Below are 23,561 nucleotides of genomic sequence, written 5' to 3' on the forward strand. Positions count from 1 at the left end.
TGGTTATGAAACACTGATTGATTTTAGCGATTGGCAGCATCGGCGGAGCACTTGCTCCGTCGGCGGCCGTCTGCACCGTTTTTGAAAGGTTTGAAGCATGCGCGTCCTGATTGCTGAACACGACCACCCCGTGTACGCCCAACTGTTGCGCGAGGCGGCACCGGATCTGGAGGTGCTGACCAGCGGTGATTCCGCCGAACTGGCCAGCCAGGCCGCCGATTGCCCGGTGTGGCTCGGCCAGCCTGATTTGCTGGCGACCCTGTTGCGCCAGGGCCATCAACCGCAATGGCTGCAATCGACCTGGGCCGGCATCACGCCGCTGCTGGCCGATGGTTTGCCGAGGGACTATCGGCTGACCCGTGCGGTCGGAATCTTCGGCCAGGTCATGGCCGAGTACGTGCTCACGTATATGCTTGGTCACGAACGTGAAGTACTGGCGCGACTGGTCAGCCAGGTCGAGCGCAAGTGGGACAGTCGCCAGGTCCAGAGCCTGGCGGGACGCAAGGTGTTGATCGTCGGCATCGGTGATATCGGTCAAAGTGTCGCGCAGTTCCTCGTGCCGTTTGGCGTCGAGTTGTATGGCGTTGCCAGCACGGCGCGGGAGCAGGCACCGTTTATCGAGGTCGGTTCACTGGCGGATCTGCCGCGGCTGGTCGGCGAAGTCGATTACGTGGTCAATTTGCTGCCGAACACCGTGGAAACCCACGATATCTACGACGCGGCGCTGTTCAAGCAATTCAAACCGACCGGGTTGTTCATCAACGCCGGACGCGGTGTGGCGGTGGTCGATGCGGATCTGGTGGAAGCCTTGAAGGAAGGTCATCTGGCGGGCGCAGTGATCGACGTGTGCCGTCAGGAGCCCTTGCCCCAGCGTCATCCGTTCTGGACGGCCTGGGGCCTGTTGCTGACCGGCCACAGCTCGGCACCGACTTCGCCGTCGATGATGGTGAAGCTGTTTGTCGAAAACCTGCGGGCGTATCAGGCGGGAGAGGCATTGCGCGGGGAAGTGGATTTCGATCGCGGGTACTAAGGCGCAACGAAAAAAGATCGCAGCCTGCGGCAGCTCCTACAGGGTTATGTGTACACCTGTAGGAGCTGCCGCAGGCTGCGATCTTTTGCTGTTAGAGGGTGAAATCACCTTCAGCCGCCAACTCGCTCAATGGACGACGCGGGCTTGGCTCTTCACGGGCTTGCAGGTAATCCGCCAGGCTCGCCTTGTCCCCCAGCTTGCCCACCGCGACGGCCGCGTGCAGGGCGTAGCCTTCAGGAATGTTCAGCTCTTTGCGGGTCAGCTCCTGGTCGAAGCCGGCCATGCCGTGGGTGTGCCAGCCGCTCAGGCTCGCTTGCAAGGCCAGGTGGCCCCAGGCGGAACCGGTGTCGAAGGTGTGCCACAGGGCCGGGGTTTCTTCGGTGGCGCCAGGCGCGGTGAAGGTGGTTTTCGAAATCACGATCACCAGGGCCGACGCATGTTGAGCCCAGCTGCGGTTGAATTCGTTCAGCAGGCCCAGGTAACGCTCCCAGTTCGGCGTGTCGCGACGTGCGTAAAGGAAACGCCAGGGTTGCGAGTTGTAGGCCGAGGGTGCCCAGCGGGCGGCTTCGAAGAAGCTCAGCAGGGTTTGCTCTGGAATCGTTTCGCCAGTGAAGGCACGGGGCGACCAGCGCTCGGTGAACTGAGGGTGAATGGCGTAATCGGCAACGCGTGGGTTGGCACTCATCAAGAGATTCCTGGCTACGTTTGAAAGTGGGAGCAACGCAAAACCCTACTTGGCGGCGCAAAAACTGACAAGCCCGTTCTACCGACAGTCGCCAATGCTTGGCCCAAGGGGCTACGGGCACTAGACTGGCGGCCTTTTCACCACCTGATGTCGATACTCGAACCATGGCCGCCAAAGTAGAACCGTTCTGGATACGCAAGACCCTCGATCAACTCGATCAAGAGGAATGGGAGTCGCTGTGCGACGGCTGTGGATTGTGCTGCCTGCAAAAGCTTGAAGACGAAGACGACAACAGCGTCTATTACACGCGCATCGCCTGCAAGTTGCTGGATCTGAAAACCTGTCAGTGCAAGGACTATCCCAACCGTCGTGACTCCGTGCCGGACTGTATCCAGCTCACGCCGGGCAAGGCCGACGAATTCAAATGGCTGCCGCCGACCTGCGGCTATCGCCTGGTCAGTGAAGGCAAGGACCTGCCGTTGTGGCATCACCTTGTGTGTGGTGATCGCGATGCCGTTCATCACGAGCGGATTTCCCAGTCCGGGCGCATGCTCGCCGAAGGCAGCGTGCCGGAGGATGACTGGGAAGATCACCTGATTTTCCGCGCAGGCTGACTGCCTGAGGTTCAACGTTTCACGAAGGAGTGTGTATGGCTGTGGGATGGCGGCAGGCGTGGGTCGTTGGATTACTGGCCGTGAATTCGCCCGTATGGGCTGCGAACAAGGTCAATCTGGATTACCACGTGCGCCTGTTGCCCCAGAGCGATCAGGCCGAAGTGCGCCTGACGCTCGCCCAGGGCTCGGCGGTACGCAGCCTGGATTTCGACCTCGGCGATGGCAGCCACTACAGCGATTTCAAGGCTGACGGCCAATGGCAGATGACCCCCGGCAAAGCGGCGCGCGGTGTGTGGCATCCGGCTGCCGACAAGGCCAGCCTGACCTACCGCGTGAACATCAGCCACGGGCGCAAGAACGGCAGCTTTGACACGCGCATGACGCCAAACTGGGCGTTGATGCGCGGCGACGATCTGGTGCCGGCTGCCAGACTCGATCAACAGGACGGCATCGAACTGGTTGCACGCCTGGAGTTCGAGCTGCCCGGTGGCTGGAAAAGCATTGAAACTGCGTGGCCACGAATCGGCCCGAATAAATTCCGTATCGACAACCCCTCCCGACTGTTCGACCGGCCCACGGGCTGGATGCTCGCTGGCCAGCTCGGCAGCCGCCGTACCCGTCTGGGCGAGACCGAGGTCACCGTCGCCTCGCCGCTGGGGCAGGGCATGCGCCGTATGGATGTGCTGACGCTGCTGACCTTCGTCTGGCCGCAAGTGCAGGCGCTGTATCCGCGACACCCGGGCAAACTGCTGATCGTCGGGGCCAATGACCCAATGTGGCGCGGCAGCCAGTCGGCGCACGAGTCGATCTACCTCAACAGCCGTCTGCCATTGGTCAGCGAAAGCGGCACCAGTGCCCTGGTCCGCGAATTGGCCCAGATGTTCGGGCGGATCAAAGGCACCCAGCGCAGTGACTGGATCAGCGAAGGCTTTGCCGAGTATTACGCCATCGAACTGATGCGCCGGGCCGGCGGCATGAGCGATGAGCGCTACGAGAGCCTGCACGGCAAACTGGTCGGGAGCAGCCAGAAAGTCACCACGCTGCGTGGAGATCAGATCACTACTGTTCAGGTGACCAGGGCGGTGGTGTTGCTGCAGGAGCTGGATCGTGAGATTCGCCTGAAAACCCACAACAAGCGGTCGCTGGATGATGTGCTGCGCGGGGCGATGCGGCAGGGGGTTATCGATACCCAGGCGTTTGTTCAGCTCAGCGAGAGCGTGATCGGTGGTTCTTCAAAGGTACTGAATACCGAGTTGATTCAGTGAGTCCGTCATCGCGAGCAAGCTCGCTCCCACAGTGATTGGAGGTGAACACAAATGTTGTGAACGCCACATAATCCTGGGGGAGCGAGCTTGCTCCGGGCGGCGTTCCGACGATAGGGCCATCAGCCCGGCCGGACAAGCCTGATCAAACCCCGGCTTTGGGCGACTTCAACGAATCATTGCCGGTAACGGTGGCGGTTTTGGTCGCCGCCTCGGCATTGGCCTTCAACTGGCTCAGTTCTTCCCCCGCCCGCTGGATTTTCGCCCGCACGTTGTTCATGTCCTGGCGGCCCTTTTCCAGCAGGCTTTTCGCCGAGCTGTGGCCGGTAATGCCACGGGCCAGGGCCACGCCGCCGATGGCTACCTGGATCAGGCCGAAGATCCCGCCACGTCGCAGCCCCTTGCCCACCATCACCACGCCACCGGCCAGGGAACCGATGCGCTCCCAGCCCTGCACATTCTGCTCGGAAGGGCTCTGGAACGGGGTGGATTCGATACGCTCGACGCGTTTGAGTTCGCTCATGGTCTGTCTCCAGGCTTCAGGGATCGATAGTCAAGCTGACAGCCGGGGCGGGCAGCTCGTTCAATCGGATGTGCGGCGATTAGCGGAATTTTGGCCCGGAGCGGGTATTGAGCCCCTTGGACATGCGGTCGTAGAGCACGACGTTGACCGTGGCGGCCAGGTTCATGCAACCGGTGGTCGGAATGTAGACCACGTCTTCGCACCAGTCGCGAATCTCTTTATCCAGCGATCCGTCTTCCGGGCCGAAGATGTAGAGCGCGCGATCCGGGTGGGTATATTCCGGCAACGGGCGGGCGCCTTCGACCAGTTCCACGGCGACGGGCACACAGTTGAGGGGCAGGATTTTCTTCAGGTCGTCGATGCCGATCAGCGGGATGTCGTAGTGCACGCGCTTGGTATCGGTGACGAAGTCGGCCGCGCGCTCATAGCGCTTGCCGGTGTAGAACACCGACGCCACGCCATAACAGCCAGCGGCGCGCATCACCGAACCGACGTTCTCCGGTGATTTGGGGTTATACAAACCAATGCAGCTGTACCGTTTGTCTGCCACGAGCGGGGTGCCTTTGGGGAAAAAAGCGCGATTATACGGGGATTGGGGCGGGGGTGTTCGGTTTGAGATTGGTGGCGAGTGGACGTCCGTCTTCGCGAGCAAGCCCGCTCCCACAGTTGACCGAGGTGTCCGGACGGACGCGATTCAATGTGGGAGCGGGCTTGCTCGCGAAGAGGCCAGTTCAGGTACCGAAGAACTTCAGTCTTCTTTCTTCATCAACCCCGCCAACGCCGCAAACGGGTTGTGCGTGGCCTTCGCGATTTTCGGCGTGCTCAGCGAGCCTTCGTCGAAATACTGCTGGTCGGTATAACGCGAGTGCTCGTTATCGTGGCAGTACAGGCACAACAGCTCCCAGTTCGAGCCGTCCTGCGGGTTGTTGTCGTGGTTGTGGTCGCGGTGGTGCACGGTCAGTTCGCTCAGGCGCTTGCCGGAGAATTCACGGGCGCAACGGCCACAGACGTGCGGGTACATCTTCAGGGCCTTGTCGCGGTAGCCCATTTCCTTGTCGCGCTGGTTGTCGGCGAGGATGCGATCCAGCTTCGAAGTGTTGGTCGGGGTGGACGAACTCATGGGTTCACCTTTGTAGAAAGACTAATGACGGTTATAGGGTGAAGTTTAGCCTAGCCCTTGAGCTTCTCGGCAATCCAGATGGTGTGGCGGGTGCCCTTGTTGCCGTGGGCGAAGACCTGTACTTCCTCGGCCTTGAAACCCGCTTTTTTCAGTTTGTCGGAAAATTGCCGGTCAGCGCTGGCCGACCACACGGCCAGCACGCCTTTTGGTCTCAGGGCCTTGGCGCAGGCGCTCAGGCCGCCGGCGGAGTACAGCCAGCTGTTGGCTTTCTGGGTCAGGCCTTCGGGGCCGTTGTCGACATCGAGCATGATGGCATCGAAGCCTTGGGGCTCCGCCTGCAGGACTTTGGCCACGTCCTCCATGCGAATAACGGTCCGCGGGTCTTGAAGCGGGTTTCCGGCTTTCTCGCCGAGTGGCCCGCGATTCCATTCCACGACGCCAGGCACTAATTCAGCGACCACCACTTCGGCGGTCTTGCCTAGATGCTTGAGCGCCGAAGCGAGGGTGAAGCCCATGCCCAGGCCGCCGATGAGCACTCGTGAATCTGGTCGGCCGGCGACTTTGCGGCACGGGATCTCGGCCAAGGCATCTTCGGAGCCGTGCATGCGCGTGTTCATCAATTGTCCGCCGTCGCCGCCCTGGATCTTGATGACAAAATCCTCGCCGTATTCGAACAGGCACAGGGCGCCGCCGTTTTCAGGGATGGGGGTGGTGTCCAGCAGAACGAAACGTTTCATGGGGCTCACTTGAAGAAAATTGGCAGAACTCGGGAGGGCAAACAGACGCAGTTGGGAGTAGCCTGTTCATGACGACAAGGCCAACGGAGCCATTGATGAAGCGCACCATTCTAACGGTCATTGCCCTGGCCGCGCTCTCGATAACTGCAGTGCAGGCTCAACAGCTGCAATCGATTCCCGTCAGCCCCGCGCCGATGCCCGGTTCGCCCGGTACCGCGACGCCTACACCGTACCCGCAGATCACCCCGGCGCCTTTGCCTAGAGTCGGCCCCGGCAGTAGCGGTCCGCCGTTGGTGCCGATCGAGATGCCGAGCCCGCCGATCAAGGACCAGCCCGTGCCGGGCCTGGAGACCAATCCGCCGAAAGCCAAGTCACCGGGTGGCTAGACCTGCTGCGAAAGCAGTTGGCCGTCGGCCATGCGCAAGCGTTTGGAGAGGGACACGGCGAGGGCGCGGATGATTTTGGCGGCGATTTTCGGTGCGTCGTTGAGCATCTTTTCCAGCGAGTCCTTACCCAGGTTGAGCAACTGGCAGTTGCTCGCGGCCACGCAACTGGCCGAGCGCCGTTCGCCATCCAGCACGGCCATTTCACCGAATGAGCGGCCGCTGCGTAACGTGGCGATGGTGACTCGCTGCCCGTCAGCGTTGGTTTTTTGCACCGCCACCTGACCGGTGTGGATGATGCACATGAAACTGCCGGCATCACCCTCCTGGAAAATCTCCTCGCCCTGGGCAATGGTGCTGATACTGAAATAGCCCGAAGCCGCGGCGAAGTCCGCCGGCAGCAGTTGATTGAACAGGCCGCAATCCATCAGCCAGTCGCGAATTTCGTTGTTCAGAAAGGTTGGTTCAGACATGTCGTCACGGTCTTTTTTGTAGTGTCTGTTGTTCCGGGGTTGAGCCGTTCTTATGGGGATATGCAGTGTATCGGCCTGTCTTGTGCGGAATTAAGACCGGTTCGTCGGCCCAAGTTCCTCAGGCAATGCCTAGAACCTTGAACAAAAATGCATATTCGAGTGCTACGTCACGCAATCCCTGGTATCGACCGCTCATCCCGCCATGCCCGGCACCCAGTTCAGTCTTGAGCAGCAGGGGATTGCTGTCGGTCTTGGTTGCGCGCAATTTCGCCACCCACTTGGCCGCTTCCCAGTACTGCACGCGGCTGTCGTTGTAGCCAGCGATCACCAGGGTCGCCGGATAAGCTTGCGCGGTGACGTTTTCGTACGGGGCGTAGGCCTTGATCCGATCATGGACGTCCGGTTCTTCAGGGTTGCCCCACTCGTCGTACTCCGTCACGGTCAAGGGCAGGTCAGGATCGAGCATGGTGTTGAGTACGTCGACGAACGGCACTTCGGCGATGGCGGCGCCAAACAGCTGCGGCCGTTGGTTGAGCACCGCGCCGATCAGCAAGCCACCGGCGCTGCCTCCACTGATCGCCAACTGCGCTGCAGTGGTGAAGCCTTGGGCGATCAGGTGTTCGGCGCAGGCGATAAAGTCGCTGAAGGTGTTGTGCTTGTGCTCCTGCTTTCCGGCGCGATACCAGGCTTCCCCCAGTTCGCCGCCGCCACGTACGTGGGCAATGGCAAACGCCATGCCGCGATCCAGCAGGCTCAGGCGCGCATGGGAAAACCATGGGTCGAGGCTTTCGCCGTAAGCACCATAACCGTAGAGGTACAGCGGCACGGGTTTGCCCAGGTCTGCGCGTTTGATCACCAGGCTGATGGGCACTTGCGTGCCGTCTGGCGCGGTGGCCCACAGGCGCTGGCTGACGTATGCGTCGGCATCGAACGGGCCGAGCACCGGGGTTTGCTTGAGGACTTTCTGCTCGCCGGTCGCCAGTTCAAGCTGACGGATTTGCGCCGGACGGTTCAACGCTTCGTAGCGCAGGCGAATACGGTCGCTTTCGAACTCCAGGCTGTTTTGCACATGCAGGCTGTAGGCCGCATCCGGCAGTTGCACGCGATATGGCGCCCGGCCTTGTGGGTGAACTTCAATGACCGGCAAGCCGCCAACCCGCAGGCTCAGGGTCATGGCCCCGGTGTTCAGGCTGATCCCGTCGATCATCACCGTGTCGCTGTGGGGGATCAGGTTCTGCCAGTCGGCTTCGGTGGGCGCGGCTCCGGTATCGGCGGCGGTGTACAAGGCGAAATTGATGCCGTCACGGTTGCTGCGAATGAACCAGGTCCATTGGCCGTCTTGTACGCCGTGGTCGACGTCGTACTCATGATCCTCGACCCGTGGCGCGATGCAGGTAAAAGCGTGCTGCGGCTGGTTGGCGTCGAGGACCCAGGCTTCGCTGGTGGTCTTGCTGCCCACGGACAGCAGCAATTGCTGCTCGGAGCTTGAACGATAGCAATGCATGAAGAAGCGCCCGTCCGGCTCATGGAACACTTCTTCGGCCGCCGTGCCGTCCAGGCGATAGCGATACAGCTTGTGCGGACGATGGGTGTCGTCCAGCTCGCCGAAGAACAGCGTCAGGCTGTCGTTGGCCCAGGTCATGCTGCCGTCGCAGTCCTGGAATTCCAGTTCACTGACACGACCATCGGACAATTCCTTCACGAACAGCGTGTAAATCTCATCGCCCGTGGAGTCGATGCTGTAGGCCAGGCGCTGATGGTCCGGGCTGATGCTGAACGCACCCAGGGAAAAGAAGCCGCCCTTGGCCAGTTCGTTGGGGTCCAGCAACAGTTGTTCGCGGCTTTCGTCGAGGGTCAGGCTGTCATCGGCCGGACGCGGGCAGCGGTAGTGCCGGGCGTACTCATCGCCCGCCGTGGTGCGGGTGTAGTAAAGATACGGTCCCCACGGCGAGGGCAGGGACAGATCGGTCTCGAGAATCCGCCCCTTGATTTCCTCGAAAAGGGTTTCGCGCAATCCGGCCTGGTCGGCGGTTTGCGCCTCCTGATAGCTGTTTTCGGCTTTCAGATAGTCGAGTACTGCCTCGGTGTCGCGCTCTTGCAGCCAGGCATACGGATCGGAGCCTTCAGCCTTGCGGGCAATCGGAGCGTCGTGAATGGTGGCGGATAGGGGCATGAAGGGCTCTCGAACAGTGTACGGAATAGGGGCTTGGCAACCTGGATAGCACCCGACAGTCAGGCATTGATGCAGCCTGACGGGCGAAAAGCCGTTATCATAAGCGCCTCTTTGCCTGCCTTGCCATGGACACCATGACCGAGAACGACTATCTGATCGCTTGGGGCCTCTACGCCTTCGCCGCTTTGGGCTGCCTGTTGGTGTGGATGCGCTTGACCCGCTGGATGTGGCGTTGGCTGCGCGAGCCGCTGCGGCTGGCGATGGCCGTGCTGCTGTTCAGCCCGACCATCATCGACCCGGTGAAGGACAAAGTCGCACCGGCTGTCGCCATTACCGCACTCGACCTGCTGTTCAAGGTCGGCAACAACGCCTGGCGGGCGATTTCCGATCTGTTCATGTACAGCATGATCGCGTTCGGCCTCTATCTGGTGCTGGTGGCGATCCGTTTCCCTATCGAACGCGCCTCCAACGCCCGCAAGGAACGTGAGGCCGCCACCAAAGCCGCCGCCCGTGCCGATGAGCCCGAGGACGATCAACCGTTTGGCGGTGCCGGCGATGATCGTTACGGTCGTCCGCCTGTGCCGAGCAGCCCTCAGCGGATGCGAGTCGAACCCCGTCTGTAACCTTGCCCCTGCGATTGAGCGAGAGTCCGAGCATGTGTGAGTTATTGGGCATGAGCGCCAATGTCCCGACCGATATCGTGTTCAGCTTCACCGGGCTGATGCAGCGCGGCGGGCGTACCGGCCCGCACCGCGATGGCTGGGGCATCGCCTTCTATGAAGGCCGTGGGCTGCGGCTGTTCCAGGACCCGGCTGCGAGCAGCGAGTCGGAAGTTGCGAACCTGGTGCAGCGCTATCCGATCAAGAGCGAAGTGGTGATCGGGCACATCCGCCAGGCCAATGTCGGCAAGGTCTGCCTGTCCAACACGCATCCGTTCGTTCGTGAGCTGTGGGGGCGCAATTGGTGTTTCGCCCATAACGGCCAGTTGGCGGACTTCCAGCCAGTGGCCAGTTTCTATCGCCCGGTCGGCGATACCGACAGTGAAGCGGCTTTCTGTGATTTGCTCAACCGTGTGCGTGCGGCGTTTCCCGAGCCGGTCGAGGTCGAAGCCTTGCTGCCTGACTTGGTGGCCGCTTGCGCCGAGTACCGCAGCAAAGGCGTGTTCAACTGCCTGCTCAGCGACGGCGACTGGCTGTTCTGCTATTGCTCGACCAAGCTGGCACAAATCACCCGTCGCGCACCGTTTGGCCCGGCGCGCTTGAAAGATGTCGACGTGATCGTCGATTTTCAGGCCGAAACCACGCCGAACGATGTGGTGACCGTCATCGCCACCGAACCCCTGACCGAAAACGAAACCTGGACCCGTTACGAACCGGGTCAATGGAGCCTGTGGCGACGCGGCGAATGCGTCAGCCAGGGCCAGACCGAATAAGGACTCCTTGCATGTTGCTCAGTTATCTACGGCTGGTGTTGTTCGCGGCGGGCCTGTTGATCGGTGTCCAGGTGCCGGGCTTCATCAGCGATTATGCCAAACGGGTCGAGGCGCACCTGATCGAGGCGCAGACCAGCCTGAGCGGCTTCCAGAACACCGCCAATCAGTTCTTCAAGGGGGACATGCAAGCCTTGGTGGCCCACTACCGCGCGAGCGAAGACCCGATATTTCGCAGTGACGCCGACAGCCTGAGCAACCTGCTGACTCGTCAACTGGCGCTGGACAAGCAATTCCAGGCGATGCAGGGCCCGTGGTACATCCGCTTCCTGCAGGTGATGCTGGCTGCCGATCCGGATATCCGCAAGGAAACCTGGAATGGCTACAGCTACCAGATCCTGTTGACGCCCGAAGCGATGGTCTGGGGTATGAGCGGCGCGTTGCTGCTGTCGTTCGGGATCGAGTGCCTGTTCCGGCTGATTGACTGGGTGGTGTTGGGCGGTAAGCGTCTGCGCCAGAGCCGGCCGATCGAAGAGCGGGATTTGCGCGGCTTGTAACACCCTTGAGCGTCAAGGAGCCGGCAAGCCGGCTCCTTGTTTGATTACCAATCTATCGAATAGGTCATGCTCAAGGTACGCCCTTCGGCGTTGGGGTAGGGCGCTCTGGCGTTGGCCTGGGCGAACAGGTTGACGTATGTGCGGTCGGTCAGGTTGTACACCCCGCCTTCCAGGCGACCGACCGGCAAGTCCACGGAGCCGAGCAGGTCCACCAGCGTATAGCCTTCGATGTCGCGCCCGTTGTTGTCCTTGGCGGCGGCGTCGTAACTGGCCAGGTGCATGCCTTGCAGACGCAGGGAGTAGTCGTCTTCGGTGTAGCCGACGAACAGCGTGGTCTTGGCCGGAGAAATGCGTGTCGCCGGCAGATCGATCCATTTGCCGTTCTGCTGGGTTTCGCCTTTGGCCCAGGCATAGGTGCCACCCACCGACCAGTGATCGGTAGCGCGGTAGGTCAGGCTGTTTTCGATGCCGCGAACCCGCTCCTTCTGGTTGATCAGACGCAAGACACGTTCATTGGCATCGTAGAACTGAGTCACGTCCGAGGTGTTTTCATAGACGGTGACGTCGGCCTGCCACTGGTCCCAGTCACCGCGCCAACCCAGCTCGTAGCTATCGACCTTGATGGCCTGGGCGTTGAGGCTCTGGATGTCGAAGGTGCTGTTCACGTCACGCAAGAAGCGCTGGATGTCCGGCAGCGAAAACCCCTGGCTGTAATTGGCGAAGACGTCCTGATGTTCACTCAGGTGATAGACCGCGCCCAGGTTATAGAGCGTGGCATCGTATTTGAGGGTGTCACCGGGCAGGATGGCGCGTACGCCGGTCTGGACGATCTGACCGTAGGCGATGCTGTCGGAGACATCGCTTTCGATCCATTCGCGGCGCACGCCGCCACGCAAGGTCCAGTCTCCGATGTCCCAGGACATCTGCCCGAACAGCGCCTTGGTGGTGGTTTCGATATCCGGGCCCAACTCGTAAGTGGTGCCGGTCTTGGTGTAGGTCAGCCCATTGAGGGTGTATTGGTCACCGCGCTGGCGGGACCGTTCGTGATCATAGTCGGCGCCCCAGACCAGGTTGCCCGTGGCGCTGCCGATGGCCGGCAACGGCGTGTCGATGGCTGCACGCAGGCCGTACACATCCTGCACGCTGTTGTTGTCGGAGATCCCGGCCTTGCCCCGCGACAGGTCCGGAAAGAACAGCGCGTCGGCCCGGCGCCAGTAGCTTTCCACTTGCAGGCCCTGGCCGTAGAAGTCGTTGTCGGTGTAGTTGAGGTTGGCCGCCTGGTTATGGGTGTAGGGCTGGTCGTCGAGTTTCAGTCCTTTGACCGCCACGGCCTCTTGCCGGTTGTTCGGGTCTTTTGTGTAGCCGGTGTCCTGCTGGTCCTTGTAGTCCTGCAGCGACAGGCTGAGTTTTTTGTCGGCATCCAGTTCGTAACCGAAACGACCTTGCAGGTCATAGGTGTCGGTGTCCATGTTGCTGCCCTGGGACGTGTCCTGAGGGATGCGATTGCCGTTGCCGTCGTACTGATCGTTGCGCTGGGTCAGGTCGGCGGACACATACCAGTCCAGGGCATCCTTGCGCCCGGTCGCACTCTGAAAGGCCTCGTAGGCGAAACCCTTGCTGTTGAGGTTGTTGCCGGTGGTCAGGCCCAGTTTACTGCTGTAGGCGAGGTCCTGACCCTGATTGCGCTTGGTGATGATGTTGATGATACCGCCGGAAGCACCGGCGCCATAAATGCTGCTGGCGCCGGAAACCACCTCGATACGTTCGATACTGGCCGGTGCGATGCTGTTGAGCTGGCGGAAGTTGTCACGCGTGGCGTTCTGCGACACGCCGTCGATCAACACCAGCATGTTGCGCCCGCGCAGGGTCTGGCCGAAGTTGCTCATCCCGCCGCTGGACGGCGCCAGGCCGGGAACCAGTTGCCCCAGGATGTCGGAGACCCGACGCCCGGCGCCACTCTGTTGGCGGATCTGTTGTTCGTCGATCACCTGGACCGAGCCTGGAATCGAGGCAATGGTCGCTTCACTGCGCGTCGCGGAAACGACGGTGGCCTGCATGTTTAAGGTGCCGGGTTGCTGGTCGGTGTCTTCGGCCCAGGCCTGGGCGCCGACGGAGCCGAGCAACGGAATCAACAGGGAAAGTTTGGTTCGGGTCATGAGGTGGTCTTTTTTTAGTCGTGATAAGTGTGGGCAGATACGATTGCGGGGGCAGGTGTGGAGCTGAAAGAGCGCACCCAGCGGATCCCGATGGCGGCCAGTGCGTAGGTCAACGCTACCAACCAGAAACTGTGGGCCAGCCCGACCAGCCCCATGCCGATCCCGCCGAGGACGGCACCGAGCAGAGCGCCAGCCTTGGCCGCGCTGTTGCCCAGGCCGAGGGCAAAACCCTGCTGGCTTGAAGACACGGTGTTGGCGATCAGCGCATAGGCGACGGGGAGCAGTGCGCCTTGCCAGATGCCCCAGACCAACCGGCTGACGAGAAAACCCAGCCATTCGCTGGCCAGTGCCGTGGCCGCGAGCGTCAGGGCGCAGAGCCAGGCAACGCCTTCGATGACGCGCAAGGTGTAAGCCGGCTGCCAGCGGTCGAACAGACGCCCCCACAGCGGTGCGGAGATGGCCAGGGTCGCGGCGCTCGCCGCGTAAGTAGCGCCAATCAGCCAGCCCGGCGCGCGCAGAATGTCGGCGACGTACAGCGCGTAGAAGGGTTGCGGCATCATCTTCGCGGTTTGAATCAACACGATCACCAACAGGATTCCACTGAGCCAGCCTTTAGGCAGGGCCACAGGCGCAACCGGTTTCTTCGTCGAGGCACGCGCCTTGTCGGCCGGCAGGAAAAAGCTCCCCAGTGCACACACCAGGCAAATCGCCGACGCGCCATAACAGAGCAGGGCAAACCCCGAGATGTCCATCAGCCAGCCACCCAGTACCGGGCCGATCAGCGAGCCGACGGCGGTTGCCGACTGCAGGCGGGCCAGGGTGTGACCGCGCCGGGAGCTGTCGCAACAGGTCAGGGCATAGGCTTGCGCGGCGGCGAGAAAACCGGCCAATGCGCCTTGCATCACGCGAATGCCCGCCAGCAGCCACGGGTCGAGGGTAATCGCCGCCAGCCCCTGGCACAGCGCAAGTGCCAGCAACGCCCGAACGATCATCGGCTTGTGTCCGGTGCGATCACCCAACCGTCCCCACGCTGGCGTCAGCAGCATGGCCGCCAGCATCGGGCCGGCATACACCAGCGCCGATAGCAGTGCGGTGTAGCCGGCGCCCTCTGGTCCAAGCAGATGCTGGATCTGCAAGGGCCAGAACGGGCCGCTCATTTCCATGGCGCCCATGGAGACAAACTGGATGACGATCAGCAGTCGTAATGCACGACCATCAGCGAGCATTGGCGTTGGTTCGCAGCGGATTACTCAGGCGTCCGACGATGTCGGCGTGGCTGTCGTGCAAGCGCATGCGCATGAACGATTTCGCCGGCCAATCCTGTTCCAGCAGGGCGTGACGCTCGCTTTCCCGGCGCGCCGGTTCGACGTGCTCGCGCACGTTCTCGAAGCACTGTTCAACGTGCATGGCCAAGCGATCCCAAAGGCTGTTTTCCGGCACATTCCAGTGGCGGGCGCAGAGCAACGTCAACTCACCGAGGTGGCACATGAACGTGGTGTGCAGGAGCTTGTCGCGGACAAAACCGGCGTCGTCGAACAGGGTCATTTTCGGATCGTGCAGCTGGATATCCAGACCCTTGGCGTGCAGGGTTTTGCGATCAATGCGAATGTCGCCGAAGTCTCGCAGCAGCAGCCGATTCAACTGCCCGTCAGCACCCATCACCATGAAGCTGTTTTGCTGGTGCGCTTCGAACGCCACGCCATACATCAGGTAGATGCCCAGCAGGCTCGGGACGGCAATCGACAGGTAATCATCGAAGAACGCCAGCATGGCCTCGCTGTCTTCACGGCCCTGAGCCAGTTGCACCCAGTCACGCAGCAACGGTTGTTCGAATTCGTTGACGGCGAACAGGCTGCCGACCGGCACGGCCAGTTCGCCTTCTTGCAGCAGGGTCAGCGGGTTGTCGCGGTACAACACGGCGGCATGCCGGGACCGTTCGTCATTGGCCGGTTGTGGCGCGTAATGAACGCCGATGCGCTCCGGCACGATGTTCAGCAGGCGTTGAATCTGCGGTTCATGATCGAGAATCTGCAATATCAGTTGGCTGATGCGCGGTCCCATCCGGGCCGAGCGCGGCGACACGGTGCGCTGTACGCTGGTCAGTCGCAAGGCCACCGGCAGTTTGACCATCGGCGCAACGCGGCTGGCCTCAGGTACGACCGTGCGGAAGGACATGGTCGGGTGGCCGGTGAAGGCAACGATGTCGGTGACGATCAGCAGGTTGTCGGCGATCTCGCCGGCAAACGAATTGGACAGTTCTTGATTGACTTGCCATGGGTGCGACGGCAGCGGGAGATAGTCCGCTGCCTCCAGGCCCCGTTGCTGCAAATGGTGCTGCAATTGTTCAGCGGCCTGCGGGAAGTGGCCCTGCCACCAGTCCCAGTAATCGGCGGTGCCGGCCAGTGACTCGACGTGTGCGTACTGACGGTGCAGGGCGCACAGCAGAATCGGAAAACTCGCTTCGAATTCCGGCGAGAACGCGATGACCTGTGCAGCGCTCAAGCCCAGTTTGGTCTTGTAGTTCGGATGCCAGGGGTGGCCGAGCGTGCCCCACTGTTCGAGCAATGACGTCGGGTTCTGATGGTCGGGGCTGGCTTTGAGCCAAGCGAGTAAGTTGTCGTCGTGCTCGGTGTCGATCTGCTCTCTCAGGCGCTCGGTCCATCCATGGTGGAACGCCAGGCACAGGGTGTCGTTGCTGTAGCTATCGTCCAGTTCGCGGGCCAGACGTTCCAGTACCTGCGGGGAGGCGGGCGGGTTGAGCTGAGTGCCGAGGTGAGCGAGCAGTTCGCTGGGCAACTGGATTTTGTGGCGCAGGCTGTCGGGGGTGTGCAGGACGATGCTGCCGCGAACGTCCCAACTGTTCATTCTTCCGCTCGACAGGTGATCGAAGCAAAGCCGCGCACCGTCGCCAAGCGGCAACCAGCAACGGCTGTTGTCGTCGTATTCGCAGGCGTCAGGGTTGATCAGGCCTTCGCGAAACAGCGCCTGGATCAGGCGTTGGAAGCTGCGCTGCGCGGCGGGCTCCAGGGCATTGCTCAAATGGTCGAGGGTGATGCGTTGGGACTGGAAGGCCGGAGTGCCGAGAGCTTCGCTCCAGTTTGAGAGCAATTGCTGCTGTTTTTGCGTGTAAGCGCGCATCGAGTCCGACTCCTTCTGGACAGTGATTTAGCTAAGTGCGCGCAGAGAATACATTTTCAAAATATTAATGCAAATGATAGCAATTACTACTTATGACATTAGGGGTCGCCTTTTCAGGGGCTGGCCAGGGGTTTGCTCAAGACCATGTAGCGCTCTCCCACCTTTCGCGCATATTCCTCCAGCACTTGCTGACACAACGTCACAATCTCCTCGACCCATTCCACGCCCACTCGCCACGACACCACCACCTGCAGGTCGGGTGGTCGCTGATCGATGTCCAGCAGGGTCAGTTCACCCCGTGCCAGCTCTTCGGCCACCAGCACCGGAGGCAACGCGCCGATGCCAAAGCCGTCGCGCAGCAGCCGGGTAATCGCCGACACCGAGTTCACACAATTCAGCCGTGGCGCCGTCACGCCATTGGCCTGCATCAGGGCGAGCACTTGCTGATGCGGGTGAGAGTTTTTCGAGTAGGTAATGATCCGCTCTTTCGCCAGATCGGCGACGCCTGAATACTCACGGTTGTACAGGGAGTTGCTGGCGGCAATCCAGCCCATCGGGTGGCTCGCCAGTTCCAGGCTGCGCACGCTTTCCTGGCGCAGCAGGTCGGTTTGCAGGATCACATCGAGGAAGCCTTTTTGCAGCTGATCGCAGAGGTTGAGCGAGGTATCGGCCACCAGTTCGATTTCCACCAGTGGGTAGTGATCGGTCATCTGCGCCACCAGCGGGCTGAGCCAGGTGTGGATCACCGTGTCCATCACGCCGATGCGCACCCGTCCGGCCTTGCTCGAGCGGGTCTCGATCGACTGCTTGAGTGCCTGCATGGTGTCCATCATCTGCTCGGCGTAATCGAGCACCTTGAGGCCTTCGGGCGTCAGGCTTACGCCGCGTGAATCCCGCAAAAACAGCTTTACCCCGAGCTCGCCTTCAAGCACTGCGATGCGGCTGGAAATCGAGGCCTGGGTGGTGAAGAGCTTGTCGGCGGTCAGGCGAAAACTCTTGAGTCGGGCGACCCAGACAAAGGTCTCGAGAAACTTCAGGTTCATGGGATAAAGATTTCTTATGTCTAAGGCGGGTTTTTATTAGTTGGACGCAGCAGGGGCACGCGTCCAAAAATCGGCGCATCCGGTTCCCACGATAGGCGTCGTCGGGGCTCAGAACAATACCAATAAAATCAGCGCGGAGATTTGCCATGAGTGCGCCCGACACCCCCTTCATTCCGAAAGCCTCGGCCCGCCCGGGACCTTTCGACTGGTATCGCAACATCAATCAGCAGGAACGCCGCACCTTCTGGAGCTGCAAGATCGGCTATGGCCTGGACGGCATGGACACCCAGATGCTCAGCTTCGTGGTGCCGACCCTGATTGCCATGTGGGGCATCACCACCGGCCAGGCCGGGCTGATTCACACCAGCACGCTGATCGCTTCGGCCATCGGTGGCTGGGTGGCGGGGATTCTGTCCGACCGCATCGGTCGTGTGCGCACCTTGCAACTGACCGTGCTGTGGTTTGCCTTCTTCACCTTCCTCTGCGGCTTTGCCCAGAGCTACGAGCAACTGCTGATTGCCCGCACGTTGATGGGATTCGGTTTCGGCGGCGAGTGGACGGCCGGAGCGGTGCTGATCGGCGAAGTGATTCGTGCCCAGGACCGTGGCAAGGCGGTGGGCATGGTGCAGTCCGGCTGGGCGCTGGGTTGGGGGCTGACCGCGATTCTATATGCGCTACTGTTCTCGGTATTGCCACCGGAAGACGCCTGGCGCGCGCTGTTCATCCTTGGCATCGTGCCGGCGATTTTCGTGATCTTCGTTCGCCGACTGGTGAAAGACCCGGAAATCTACCGTGAGGCCAAGGCTAAACAGGAGCCGAGCAATCCGTCGAAGTTCTACGAGATCTTCGCCCCCGGCATGCTGTTCACCACGATTCGCGCTTCGTTGCTGACCACCGGCGCGCTGGGTGGCTACTACGCGATCACGTCCTGGTTGCCGACTTTCCTGAAAAACGAGCGCGGTTTGAGCGTACTCGGCACAGGCGGTTATCTGGCAATGGTGATCGTCGGGTCCTACGTCGGTTATGTCATCAGCGCCTATTTGACCGACATCCTCGGACGCAAAAAGAACTTCATCCTGTTCGCCGTGGGCTCGTTCACCATTGTCTTGCTGTACACCCAACTGCCGGTCAGCAATGGCGTGATGTTGTGGCTGGGCTTTCCGCTGGGCTTCTTCGCCTCGGGGATTTTCAGCGGCATGGGCGCATTCCTGACCGAATTGTTCCCTACACGCATTCGCGGTTCGGGCCAGGGTTTCTGCTACAACATCGGCCGGGCGCTGGCGGCGTTGTTTCCGCTGCTGATCGGCCTGCTCAGCCAGACCGTGCCACTGAGTGTAGGCATCGGTGCCTTTGCGGCGGTTTCCTACGGCGTGGTGATCCTCGCGGCCCTGAGCCTGCCGGAAACCCGTGGCAAGCAACTCGACGCCCAGTAACTGATAACCTGCGGGGCTGTCTTATAGATATGTCCCTCAGCTGAAAAGAATAAAGCCTACAGGAGTGTTCAGTGTGAGCCGCCTGCTATTGAACTGCGACATCGGCGAGAGTTTCGGCAGCTGGACCATGGGTCTGGACGCGGAAATCATGCCCTTCATCGATTGCGCCAACATCGCCTGCGGTTTTCACGCCGGCGACCCGAGCATCATGCGCAAGACTGTCAGCCTGGCCCTCGGCCACGGTGTGCAAGTTGGTGCGCATCCGGCCTATCAGGACCTGGTGGGGTTCGGCCGTCGCTCCATGGCCTATGCCACCCAGGAACTTCAAGACATCCTGCATTACCAGATCGGCGCCCTCGACGGTATCTGCCGGGCCCAGGGCGGGCGGGTCAGCTATGTCAAACCCCATGGCGCGATGTACAACGACATGATGGCCAACCCGACACTGCTGCGCGCTGTGCTGCAAGCGGTAGCGTCCTATGACCGCAACCTGCCGTTGATGTTGATGGCCACCCGCGACAACAGCGCCGCCCAACAACTGGGCGATGAATACGGCGTGACCCTGTGGTTCGAGGCCTTTGCCGACCGTGCTTATGACAGCGCCGGCAGGCTGGTGTCACGACAACTGCCGGGAGCGGTGCATCACGACCCGGAAACAATCATCGGGCAGGCACTGACCATCGCCCGTGGCGATCCGCTCACCGCCAGTGACGGCAGTGCCCTGCATTTGCAGGCCAATACCCTGTGCGTGCACGGCGACAACGCCAGTTCGGTCGCTGCCGTGCAACGTATCCGTGAAGCCTTGAACCGGCAGAGCGCGTCATGAAGCTGCGGGTAGAGGTTGTGGCGCTGGATTGCCTGATGGTGCGCCTGTTCGATGAAATTGCCGAAACCAACATGCCGTGGATGCTGGCGGCCAGTGAAAGTCTGCGCGCGGCATTCGCCGGGCATCTGATCGATCTGGTGCCGTCCTACACCACCTTGATGGTGCATTACGACTTGAACGCACTGAGTCCCGCCCAGGCCCGCGAGTTGATTGCCCTGGCACTGATCGATCTGTCGCCCAATGCGCGTACGCGCGGTACCTGCCATGTATTGCCGGTGTGGTACGACTTGAGTGTCGGGCCGGAGCTGAGCCTGTTGTCGCAACGCAGCGGATTGGCGGTGGAGGAGGTGATCCGTCGTCACTGCGAGCGTGAGTACCAGGTGTTTGCCCTGGGCTTTGCGCCGGGCTTCGCCTTCATGGGGTTGGTGGAGGAGGTGCTCGCCGCGCCGCGTCTGAACACGCCACGCAAGAAAGTCGCCGCCGGCAGTGTCGGCATCGCCGAACGACAAACGGCGGCTTACCCGGTGGTGTCGCCGGGGGGCTGGAATTTGATCGGCCGCACGCCGACCAAATTGTTCGATCGCAACCGTGACGGCTACAGCTTGATGCAACCCGGTGACACCGTAAGGTTCGAAGCGGTCGGCCATGCCGAATTCATTAACCTGGGCGGTGACGATACGCCACTGGAGGCCCAGGCATGAGCCGTCTGATGATTGACGCGAGTACGGCGCTGTGCCTGTTGCAGGATGCCGGCCGATTCGGCGTGCGGCATCTGGGCGTGACCCAGGGCGGAGCGGCCGATTGGCGTTCGATGTCTTGGGCCAACTGGCTGTTGGGCAACGGACTGGATGCGTCGGTGATCGAAATCACCCTCGGCGGGTTCACCGTCGTTGCCGAGGATGATTGCGTACTGGCGCTGGCCGGAGCGGATTTGGGTGCGCAGGTGGATGGCGAGGCGCTGGCGCCTTGGCGCAGTTTCAGGTTGCACAAAGGTCAGCGTTTGCAATTCACCCGGCCGCTACTCGGTGCCCGGGCCTATCTGGCGGCGCCGGGTGGGTTTGATGCACCGAAAGTGCTGGGCAGCAGCGCGACGGTGGTGCGTGAGGAACTCGGCGGCCTGGACGGAATGGGCCATGCGCTGGGTAAAGGCGCGTCCTTGAGCTACTCGGGGAACTCGCTGGTATTGCTCCGGGAGTTGCCGGGCCAATGGGTGCCGGATTTCACCGGTGAGCCATTGCTGGATCTGGTGCTCGGTGCGCAGATTGGCGAGTTTGGCGGGCAGAGCCTGTTCAATGCGTTCAACAGCGTGTGGAGCATCGACAGCCGAGCCGACCGGATGGGCATTCGCCTGTTGGGCGCGGCGCTGCAGTACCAGGGCCAACCGATGATTTCCGAAGGTATTCCGTTGGGGGCAGTCCAGGTGCCGCCCGACGGGCAGCCGATTGTGTTGCTCAACGATCGGCAGACCATTGGCGGTTATCCGCGATTGGGAGCGTTGACGCCGTTGGCGCTGGCGAGGCTGGCGCAGTGTTTGCCGGGGGCGAAGGTGCGGTTGCGGCCGGTGGTGCAGGAAATGGCGCATCGCGAACAGGTCGAGTACTTGCAGCGTTTCACTCACCGCTAAAAACTTCGTCGGATCGCCGCCCGGAGCAAGCCCGCTCCCACATTTGATCTGTGTCGTGCACAAAACCAATGTGGGAGCGGGCTTGCTCGCGAAGAGGCCTTCACAGGCGACGAATTTCTACTTGGACAAAAACCGCATCCCTTCCTCCAACCCCCGAAGGGTCAGCGGATACATCTGGTCCTCGATCAAATCCCGCACGATATTGGTCGACGAGGTATAGCCCCAGGTGTCCTTCGGATACGGGTTGATCCAGATGAGCTTCTTGTACTTCTCCTTGAACCGCTGCATCCACACGTAACCGGCTTCTTCGTTCCAGTGCTCGACGCTGCCGCCCGCCTGGGTGATTTCATAGGGCGCCATGGCGGCGTCACCGATAAAGATCACTTTGTAGTCGGCACCGTACTTGTGCAGCAGGTCCATGGTCGACGTGCGCTCGGAGGTGCGGCGCATGTTGTTCTTCCACACCGATTCATAAATGAAGTTGTGGAAGTAGAAGTACTCCAGATGCTTGAACTCGGTCTTGCAGGCCGAGAACAGCTCCTCGCAAATCTTCACATGGGCGTCCATCGAGCCGCCGATGTCGAACAGCAGCAATAGCTTGACGGTATTGCGCCGCTCCGGTCGCATCTGGATGTTCAGCAGGCCGGCATCCTTGGCGGTGTGGTCGATGGTGCCATCGATATCGAGTTCTTCCGCCGCGCCCTGACGGGCGAATTTGCGCAAGCGACGCAGCGCGACCTTGATGTTGCGCGTACCCAGCTCAACCGAGTCGTCGAGGTTCTTGTATTCGCGCTGGTCCCAGACCTTAGCCGCCTTGCCCTGGCGTTTGCCGGCATCACCGACCCGAATGCCTTCCGGGTTGAAACCGCCGGAGCCGAACGGGCTGGTGCCACCGGTGCCAATCCACTTGTTGCCACCGGCGTGGCGTTCCTTCTGTTCTTCGAGGCGTTTCTTGAACTCTTCGATCAGCTTGTCCAGGCCACCGAGGGACTGGATTGCCGCCCGCTCTTCGTCGGTCAGCGAACGCTCGAATTCCTTGCGCAGCCAGTCTTCCGGGATCAGTGCCTGCAGGTGGTCGTCGAGCTTTTCCAGGCCATTGAAGTAGGCGCCGAAGGCCCGGTCGAACTTGTCGAAATGCCGTTCGTCCTTCACCAGGATCGCCCGGGACAGGTAATAGAACTCGTCCATGTCGGCGAAGGTCACGCGCTGTTTCAGCGCGTTGATCAGGTCCAGCAGCTCGCGCACCGAGACCGGCACCTTGGCTGCGCGCATTTCATTGAACAGGTTGAGCAGCATGGCATCAGCCTCTTAGCGGGTGCCGCGACGGCTCATGAACGCCAGACGCTCCAGCAGTTGCACGTCCTGTTCGTTCTTGACCAGCGCACCGGCCAGCGGCGGGATAGCCTTGGTCGGATCGCGCTCGCGCAGCACCGCTTCGCCGATGTTGTCGGCCATCAGCAGCTTGAGCCAGTCCACGAGCTCGGAGGTCGAAGGTTTCTTCTTCAGGCCCGGCACCTTGCGCACGTCGAAGAACACGTCCAGCGCTTCGCTGACCAGGTCTTTCTTGATGTCCGGGTAGTGCACATCGACGATCTTTTGCAGGGTGGTGCGGTCGGGGAAAGCGATGTAGTGGAAGAAGCAGCGGCGCAGGAAGGCGTCGGGCAGCTCTTTTTCGTTGTTGGAGGTAATGATGATGATCGGACGTTTCTTGGCCTTGATGGTTTCGTCGATCTCGTAAACGTAGAACTCCATCTTGTCGAGTTCTTGCAGCAAGTCGTTGGGGAACTCGATGTCGGCCTTGTCGATTTCGTCGATCAGCAGGATCACCCGCTCTTCGGATTCGAAGGCTTCCCAGAGCTTGCCCTTTTTCAGGTAGTTGCGTACGTCGTGGACTTTTTCGTTGCCCAGTTGCGAGTCGCGCAGGCGGCTGACCGCGTCGTACTCGTACAGGCCCTGGTGGGCCTTGGTGGTGGACTTGATATGCCAGGTGATCAGCTTGGCGCCAAAGGATTCGGCCAGTTGCTCGGCGAGCATGGTCTTGCCGGTGCCCGGTTCGCCCTTGACCAGCAATGGCCGCTCCAGGGTGATGGCGGCGTTGACCGCCAGCTTCAGGTCATCGGTGGCGACGTAGGCCTGGGTGCCTTCGAACTTCATCTGCTAATCCTCGAACGGTAACGCCGACCTGAACGAGGCAGGGCGGGGGCGCAATAAAATGGTCAGCCCCGACTATAACGCGCTGCCCGGTCGACTGTGAACGCAGACGGCTTATTCAGTCTCTGAATGGGGCGTCACATCTTGACTCAGTCTCGGTTACTGGCCAGCATAGAGATATCGCCATTTTGGCGATAGCATGCC

At 61.2% G+C, this 23,561-nt stretch carries 24 protein-coding genes; 11 read left to right on the forward strand and 13 right to left on the reverse strand.

Translation table 11 applies throughout. From position 1 onward, the window contains the following. Positions 1-97 precede the first annotated feature (97 nt). Positions 98-1,030 carry a D-2-hydroxyacid dehydrogenase gene (locus ACMDB8_RS06365; RefSeq protein WP_409079337.1) on the forward strand — a complete coding sequence of 311 codons (933 nt, stop codon included), beginning with the start codon at positions 98-100 and terminating at the stop codon, positions 1,028-1,030. A 91-nt stretch (positions 1,031-1,121) separates the two neighbouring features. Here the strand turns inward: ACMDB8_RS06365 and ACMDB8_RS06370 are convergent, their stop codons facing one another. Next, positions 1,122-1,715, reverse strand: coding sequence for a nitroreductase family protein (locus ACMDB8_RS06370; protein WP_056721323.1), 594 nt, complete (start codon positions 1,713-1,715; stop codon positions 1,122-1,124). A gap of 164 nt (positions 1,716-1,879) precedes the next feature. Between ACMDB8_RS06370 and ACMDB8_RS06375 the strand changes: the two genes are divergently transcribed. Continuing rightward, positions 1,880-2,329, forward strand: coding sequence for a YcgN family cysteine cluster protein (locus tag ACMDB8_RS06375; RefSeq protein ID WP_095945369.1), 450 nt, complete (start codon positions 1,880-1,882; stop codon positions 2,327-2,329). Between the two features lie 35 nt (positions 2,330-2,364). Continuing rightward, entirely contained in the window at positions 2,365-3,594 is a 1,230-nt protein-coding gene (locus ACMDB8_RS06380; protein ID WP_223541606.1) for a hypothetical protein, read from the forward strand. A gap of 142 nt (positions 3,595-3,736) precedes the next feature. On the opposite strand, the gene ACMDB8_RS06385 is transcribed toward ACMDB8_RS06380, so the two are convergent. From ACMDB8_RS06385 to ACMDB8_RS06400, 4 genes are all read right to left on the reverse strand, one after another. Beyond that, positions 3,737-4,114: a YgaP family membrane protein gene (locus ACMDB8_RS06385; protein WP_056721330.1), complete on the reverse strand. Its 378-nt coding sequence runs from the start codon at positions 4,112-4,114 to the stop codon at positions 3,737-3,739. A 79-nt stretch (positions 4,115-4,193) separates the two neighbouring features. Beyond that, positions 4,194-4,664 carry an RNA methyltransferase gene (locus tag ACMDB8_RS06390; RefSeq protein ID WP_007993783.1) on the reverse strand — a complete coding sequence of 157 codons (471 nt, stop codon included), beginning with the start codon at positions 4,662-4,664 and terminating at the stop codon, positions 4,194-4,196. Between the two features lie 198 nt (positions 4,665-4,862). Next, positions 4,863-5,234, reverse strand: coding sequence for a YajD family HNH nuclease (locus ACMDB8_RS06395; protein WP_007898702.1), 372 nt, complete (start codon positions 5,232-5,234; stop codon positions 4,863-4,865). A gap of 50 nt (positions 5,235-5,284) precedes the next feature. After that, on the reverse strand, positions 5,285-5,971 hold the full coding sequence (locus ACMDB8_RS06400; protein ID WP_056721332.1) for a spermidine synthase: 687 nt from the start codon (positions 5,969-5,971) through the stop codon (positions 5,285-5,287). A 95-nt stretch (positions 5,972-6,066) separates the two neighbouring features. On the opposite strand from ACMDB8_RS06400, the gene ACMDB8_RS06405 reads away from it, so the two are divergent. After that, a complete protein-coding gene (locus ACMDB8_RS06405) occupies positions 6,067-6,357 on the forward strand; it encodes a hypothetical protein (protein WP_056721335.1) in 291 nt (96 codons plus the stop codon). Here ACMDB8_RS06405 and ACMDB8_RS06410 read toward each other — a convergent pair. Further along, positions 6,354-6,827 (reverse strand): cyclic nucleotide-binding domain-containing protein, encoded by a 474-nt coding sequence (locus ACMDB8_RS06410; RefSeq protein WP_056721336.1) that lies wholly within the window; start codon positions 6,825-6,827, stop codon positions 6,354-6,356. The genes ACMDB8_RS06405 and ACMDB8_RS06410 overlap by 4 nt on opposite strands. 118 nt (positions 6,828-6,945) lie before the next feature. Further along, complete coding sequence (locus tag ACMDB8_RS06415; protein WP_409079338.1) at positions 6,946-9,000, reverse strand: S9 family peptidase; 2,055 nt, start codon at positions 8,998-9,000, stop codon at positions 6,946-6,948. Between the two features lie 125 nt (positions 9,001-9,125). Here ACMDB8_RS06415 and ACMDB8_RS06420 point away from each other — a divergent pair, with 125 nt between their 5' ends. From ACMDB8_RS06420 to ACMDB8_RS06430, 3 genes are read left to right on the forward strand one after another with little or no spacing between them, the layout of a single operon-like run. After that, positions 9,126-9,623, forward strand: coding sequence for a hypothetical protein (locus tag ACMDB8_RS06420; protein WP_056721340.1), 498 nt, complete (start codon positions 9,126-9,128; stop codon positions 9,621-9,623). A gap of 32 nt (positions 9,624-9,655) precedes the next feature. Then, the gene (locus ACMDB8_RS06425; protein ID WP_056721341.1) at positions 9,656-10,432 is read left to right on the forward strand and encodes a class II glutamine amidotransferase; all 777 of its coding nucleotides are present in this window, start codon (positions 9,656-9,658) and stop codon (positions 10,430-10,432) included. 11 nt (positions 10,433-10,443) lie between these two features. Next, complete coding sequence (locus ACMDB8_RS06430; protein WP_056721343.1) at positions 10,444-10,986, forward strand: DUF2937 family protein; 543 nt, start codon at positions 10,444-10,446, stop codon at positions 10,984-10,986. 44 nt (positions 10,987-11,030) lie between these two features. Here the strand turns inward: ACMDB8_RS06430 and ACMDB8_RS06435 are convergent, their stop codons facing one another. The 4 genes from ACMDB8_RS06435 to ACMDB8_RS06450 form a co-directional block, all read right to left on the reverse strand. After that, positions 11,031-13,142, reverse strand: a complete 2,112-nt coding sequence (locus ACMDB8_RS06435; RefSeq protein ID WP_056721345.1) for a TonB-dependent receptor — start codon at positions 13,140-13,142, stop codon at positions 11,031-11,033. 14 nt (positions 13,143-13,156) lie between these two features. Further along, positions 13,157-14,368: an MFS transporter gene (locus ACMDB8_RS06440; RefSeq protein ID WP_409079339.1), complete on the reverse strand. Its 1,212-nt coding sequence runs from the start codon at positions 14,366-14,368 to the stop codon at positions 13,157-13,159. Then, entirely contained in the window at positions 14,358-16,280 is a 1,923-nt protein-coding gene (locus ACMDB8_RS06445; RefSeq protein ID WP_409079340.1) for an IucA/IucC family protein, read from the reverse strand. The genes ACMDB8_RS06440 and ACMDB8_RS06445 overlap by 11 nt, the downstream gene beginning before the upstream one ends. A gap of 113 nt (positions 16,281-16,393) precedes the next feature. Next, the gene (locus tag ACMDB8_RS06450) at positions 16,394-17,323 is read right to left on the reverse strand and encodes a LysR family transcriptional regulator (RefSeq protein ID WP_056721351.1); all 930 of its coding nucleotides are present in this window, start codon (positions 17,321-17,323) and stop codon (positions 16,394-16,396) included. 146 nt (positions 17,324-17,469) lie between these two features. On the opposite strand from ACMDB8_RS06450, the gene ACMDB8_RS06455 reads away from it, so the two are divergent. The 4 genes from ACMDB8_RS06455 to ACMDB8_RS06470 all read left to right on the forward strand — a co-directional run bounded on the left by ACMDB8_RS06455 (position 17,470) and on the right by ACMDB8_RS06470 (position 21,206). Next, on the forward strand, positions 17,470-18,756 hold the full coding sequence (locus ACMDB8_RS06455; RefSeq protein ID WP_056721353.1) for an MFS transporter: 1,287 nt from the start codon (positions 17,470-17,472) through the stop codon (positions 18,754-18,756). Between the two features lie 73 nt (positions 18,757-18,829). Beyond that, the gene (locus tag ACMDB8_RS06460) at positions 18,830-19,582 is read left to right on the forward strand and encodes a 5-oxoprolinase subunit PxpA (protein WP_056721355.1); all 753 of its coding nucleotides are present in this window, start codon (positions 18,830-18,832) and stop codon (positions 19,580-19,582) included. Continuing rightward, entirely contained in the window at positions 19,579-20,283 is a 705-nt protein-coding gene (locus ACMDB8_RS06465) for a 5-oxoprolinase subunit B family protein (protein ID WP_056721357.1), read from the forward strand. Before ACMDB8_RS06460 ends, ACMDB8_RS06465 begins: the two co-directional genes overlap by 4 nt. Beyond that, entirely contained in the window at positions 20,280-21,206 is a 927-nt protein-coding gene (locus tag ACMDB8_RS06470; protein WP_409079341.1) for a biotin-dependent carboxyltransferase family protein, read from the forward strand. The genes ACMDB8_RS06465 and ACMDB8_RS06470 overlap by 4 nt, the downstream gene beginning before the upstream one ends. Before the next feature lie 117 nt (positions 21,207-21,323). Here the strand turns inward: ACMDB8_RS06470 and ACMDB8_RS06475 are convergent, their stop codons facing one another. Both ACMDB8_RS06475 and ACMDB8_RS06480 read right to left on the reverse strand, forming a co-directional pair. Further along, the gene (locus tag ACMDB8_RS06475; protein WP_056721361.1) at positions 21,324-22,502 is read right to left on the reverse strand and encodes a vWA domain-containing protein; all 1,179 of its coding nucleotides are present in this window, start codon (positions 22,500-22,502) and stop codon (positions 21,324-21,326) included. A 12-nt stretch (positions 22,503-22,514) separates the two neighbouring features. Further along, the gene (locus ACMDB8_RS06480; RefSeq protein ID WP_007911294.1) at positions 22,515-23,360 is read right to left on the reverse strand and encodes an AAA family ATPase; all 846 of its coding nucleotides are present in this window, start codon (positions 23,358-23,360) and stop codon (positions 22,515-22,517) included. Positions 23,361-23,561: the final 201 nt, after the last annotated feature.

Source organism: Pseudomonas monachiensis (assembly GCF_047345015.1).
Classification (GTDB): domain Bacteria; phylum Pseudomonadota; class Gammaproteobacteria; order Pseudomonadales; family Pseudomonadaceae; genus Aquipseudomonas; species Aquipseudomonas monachiensis.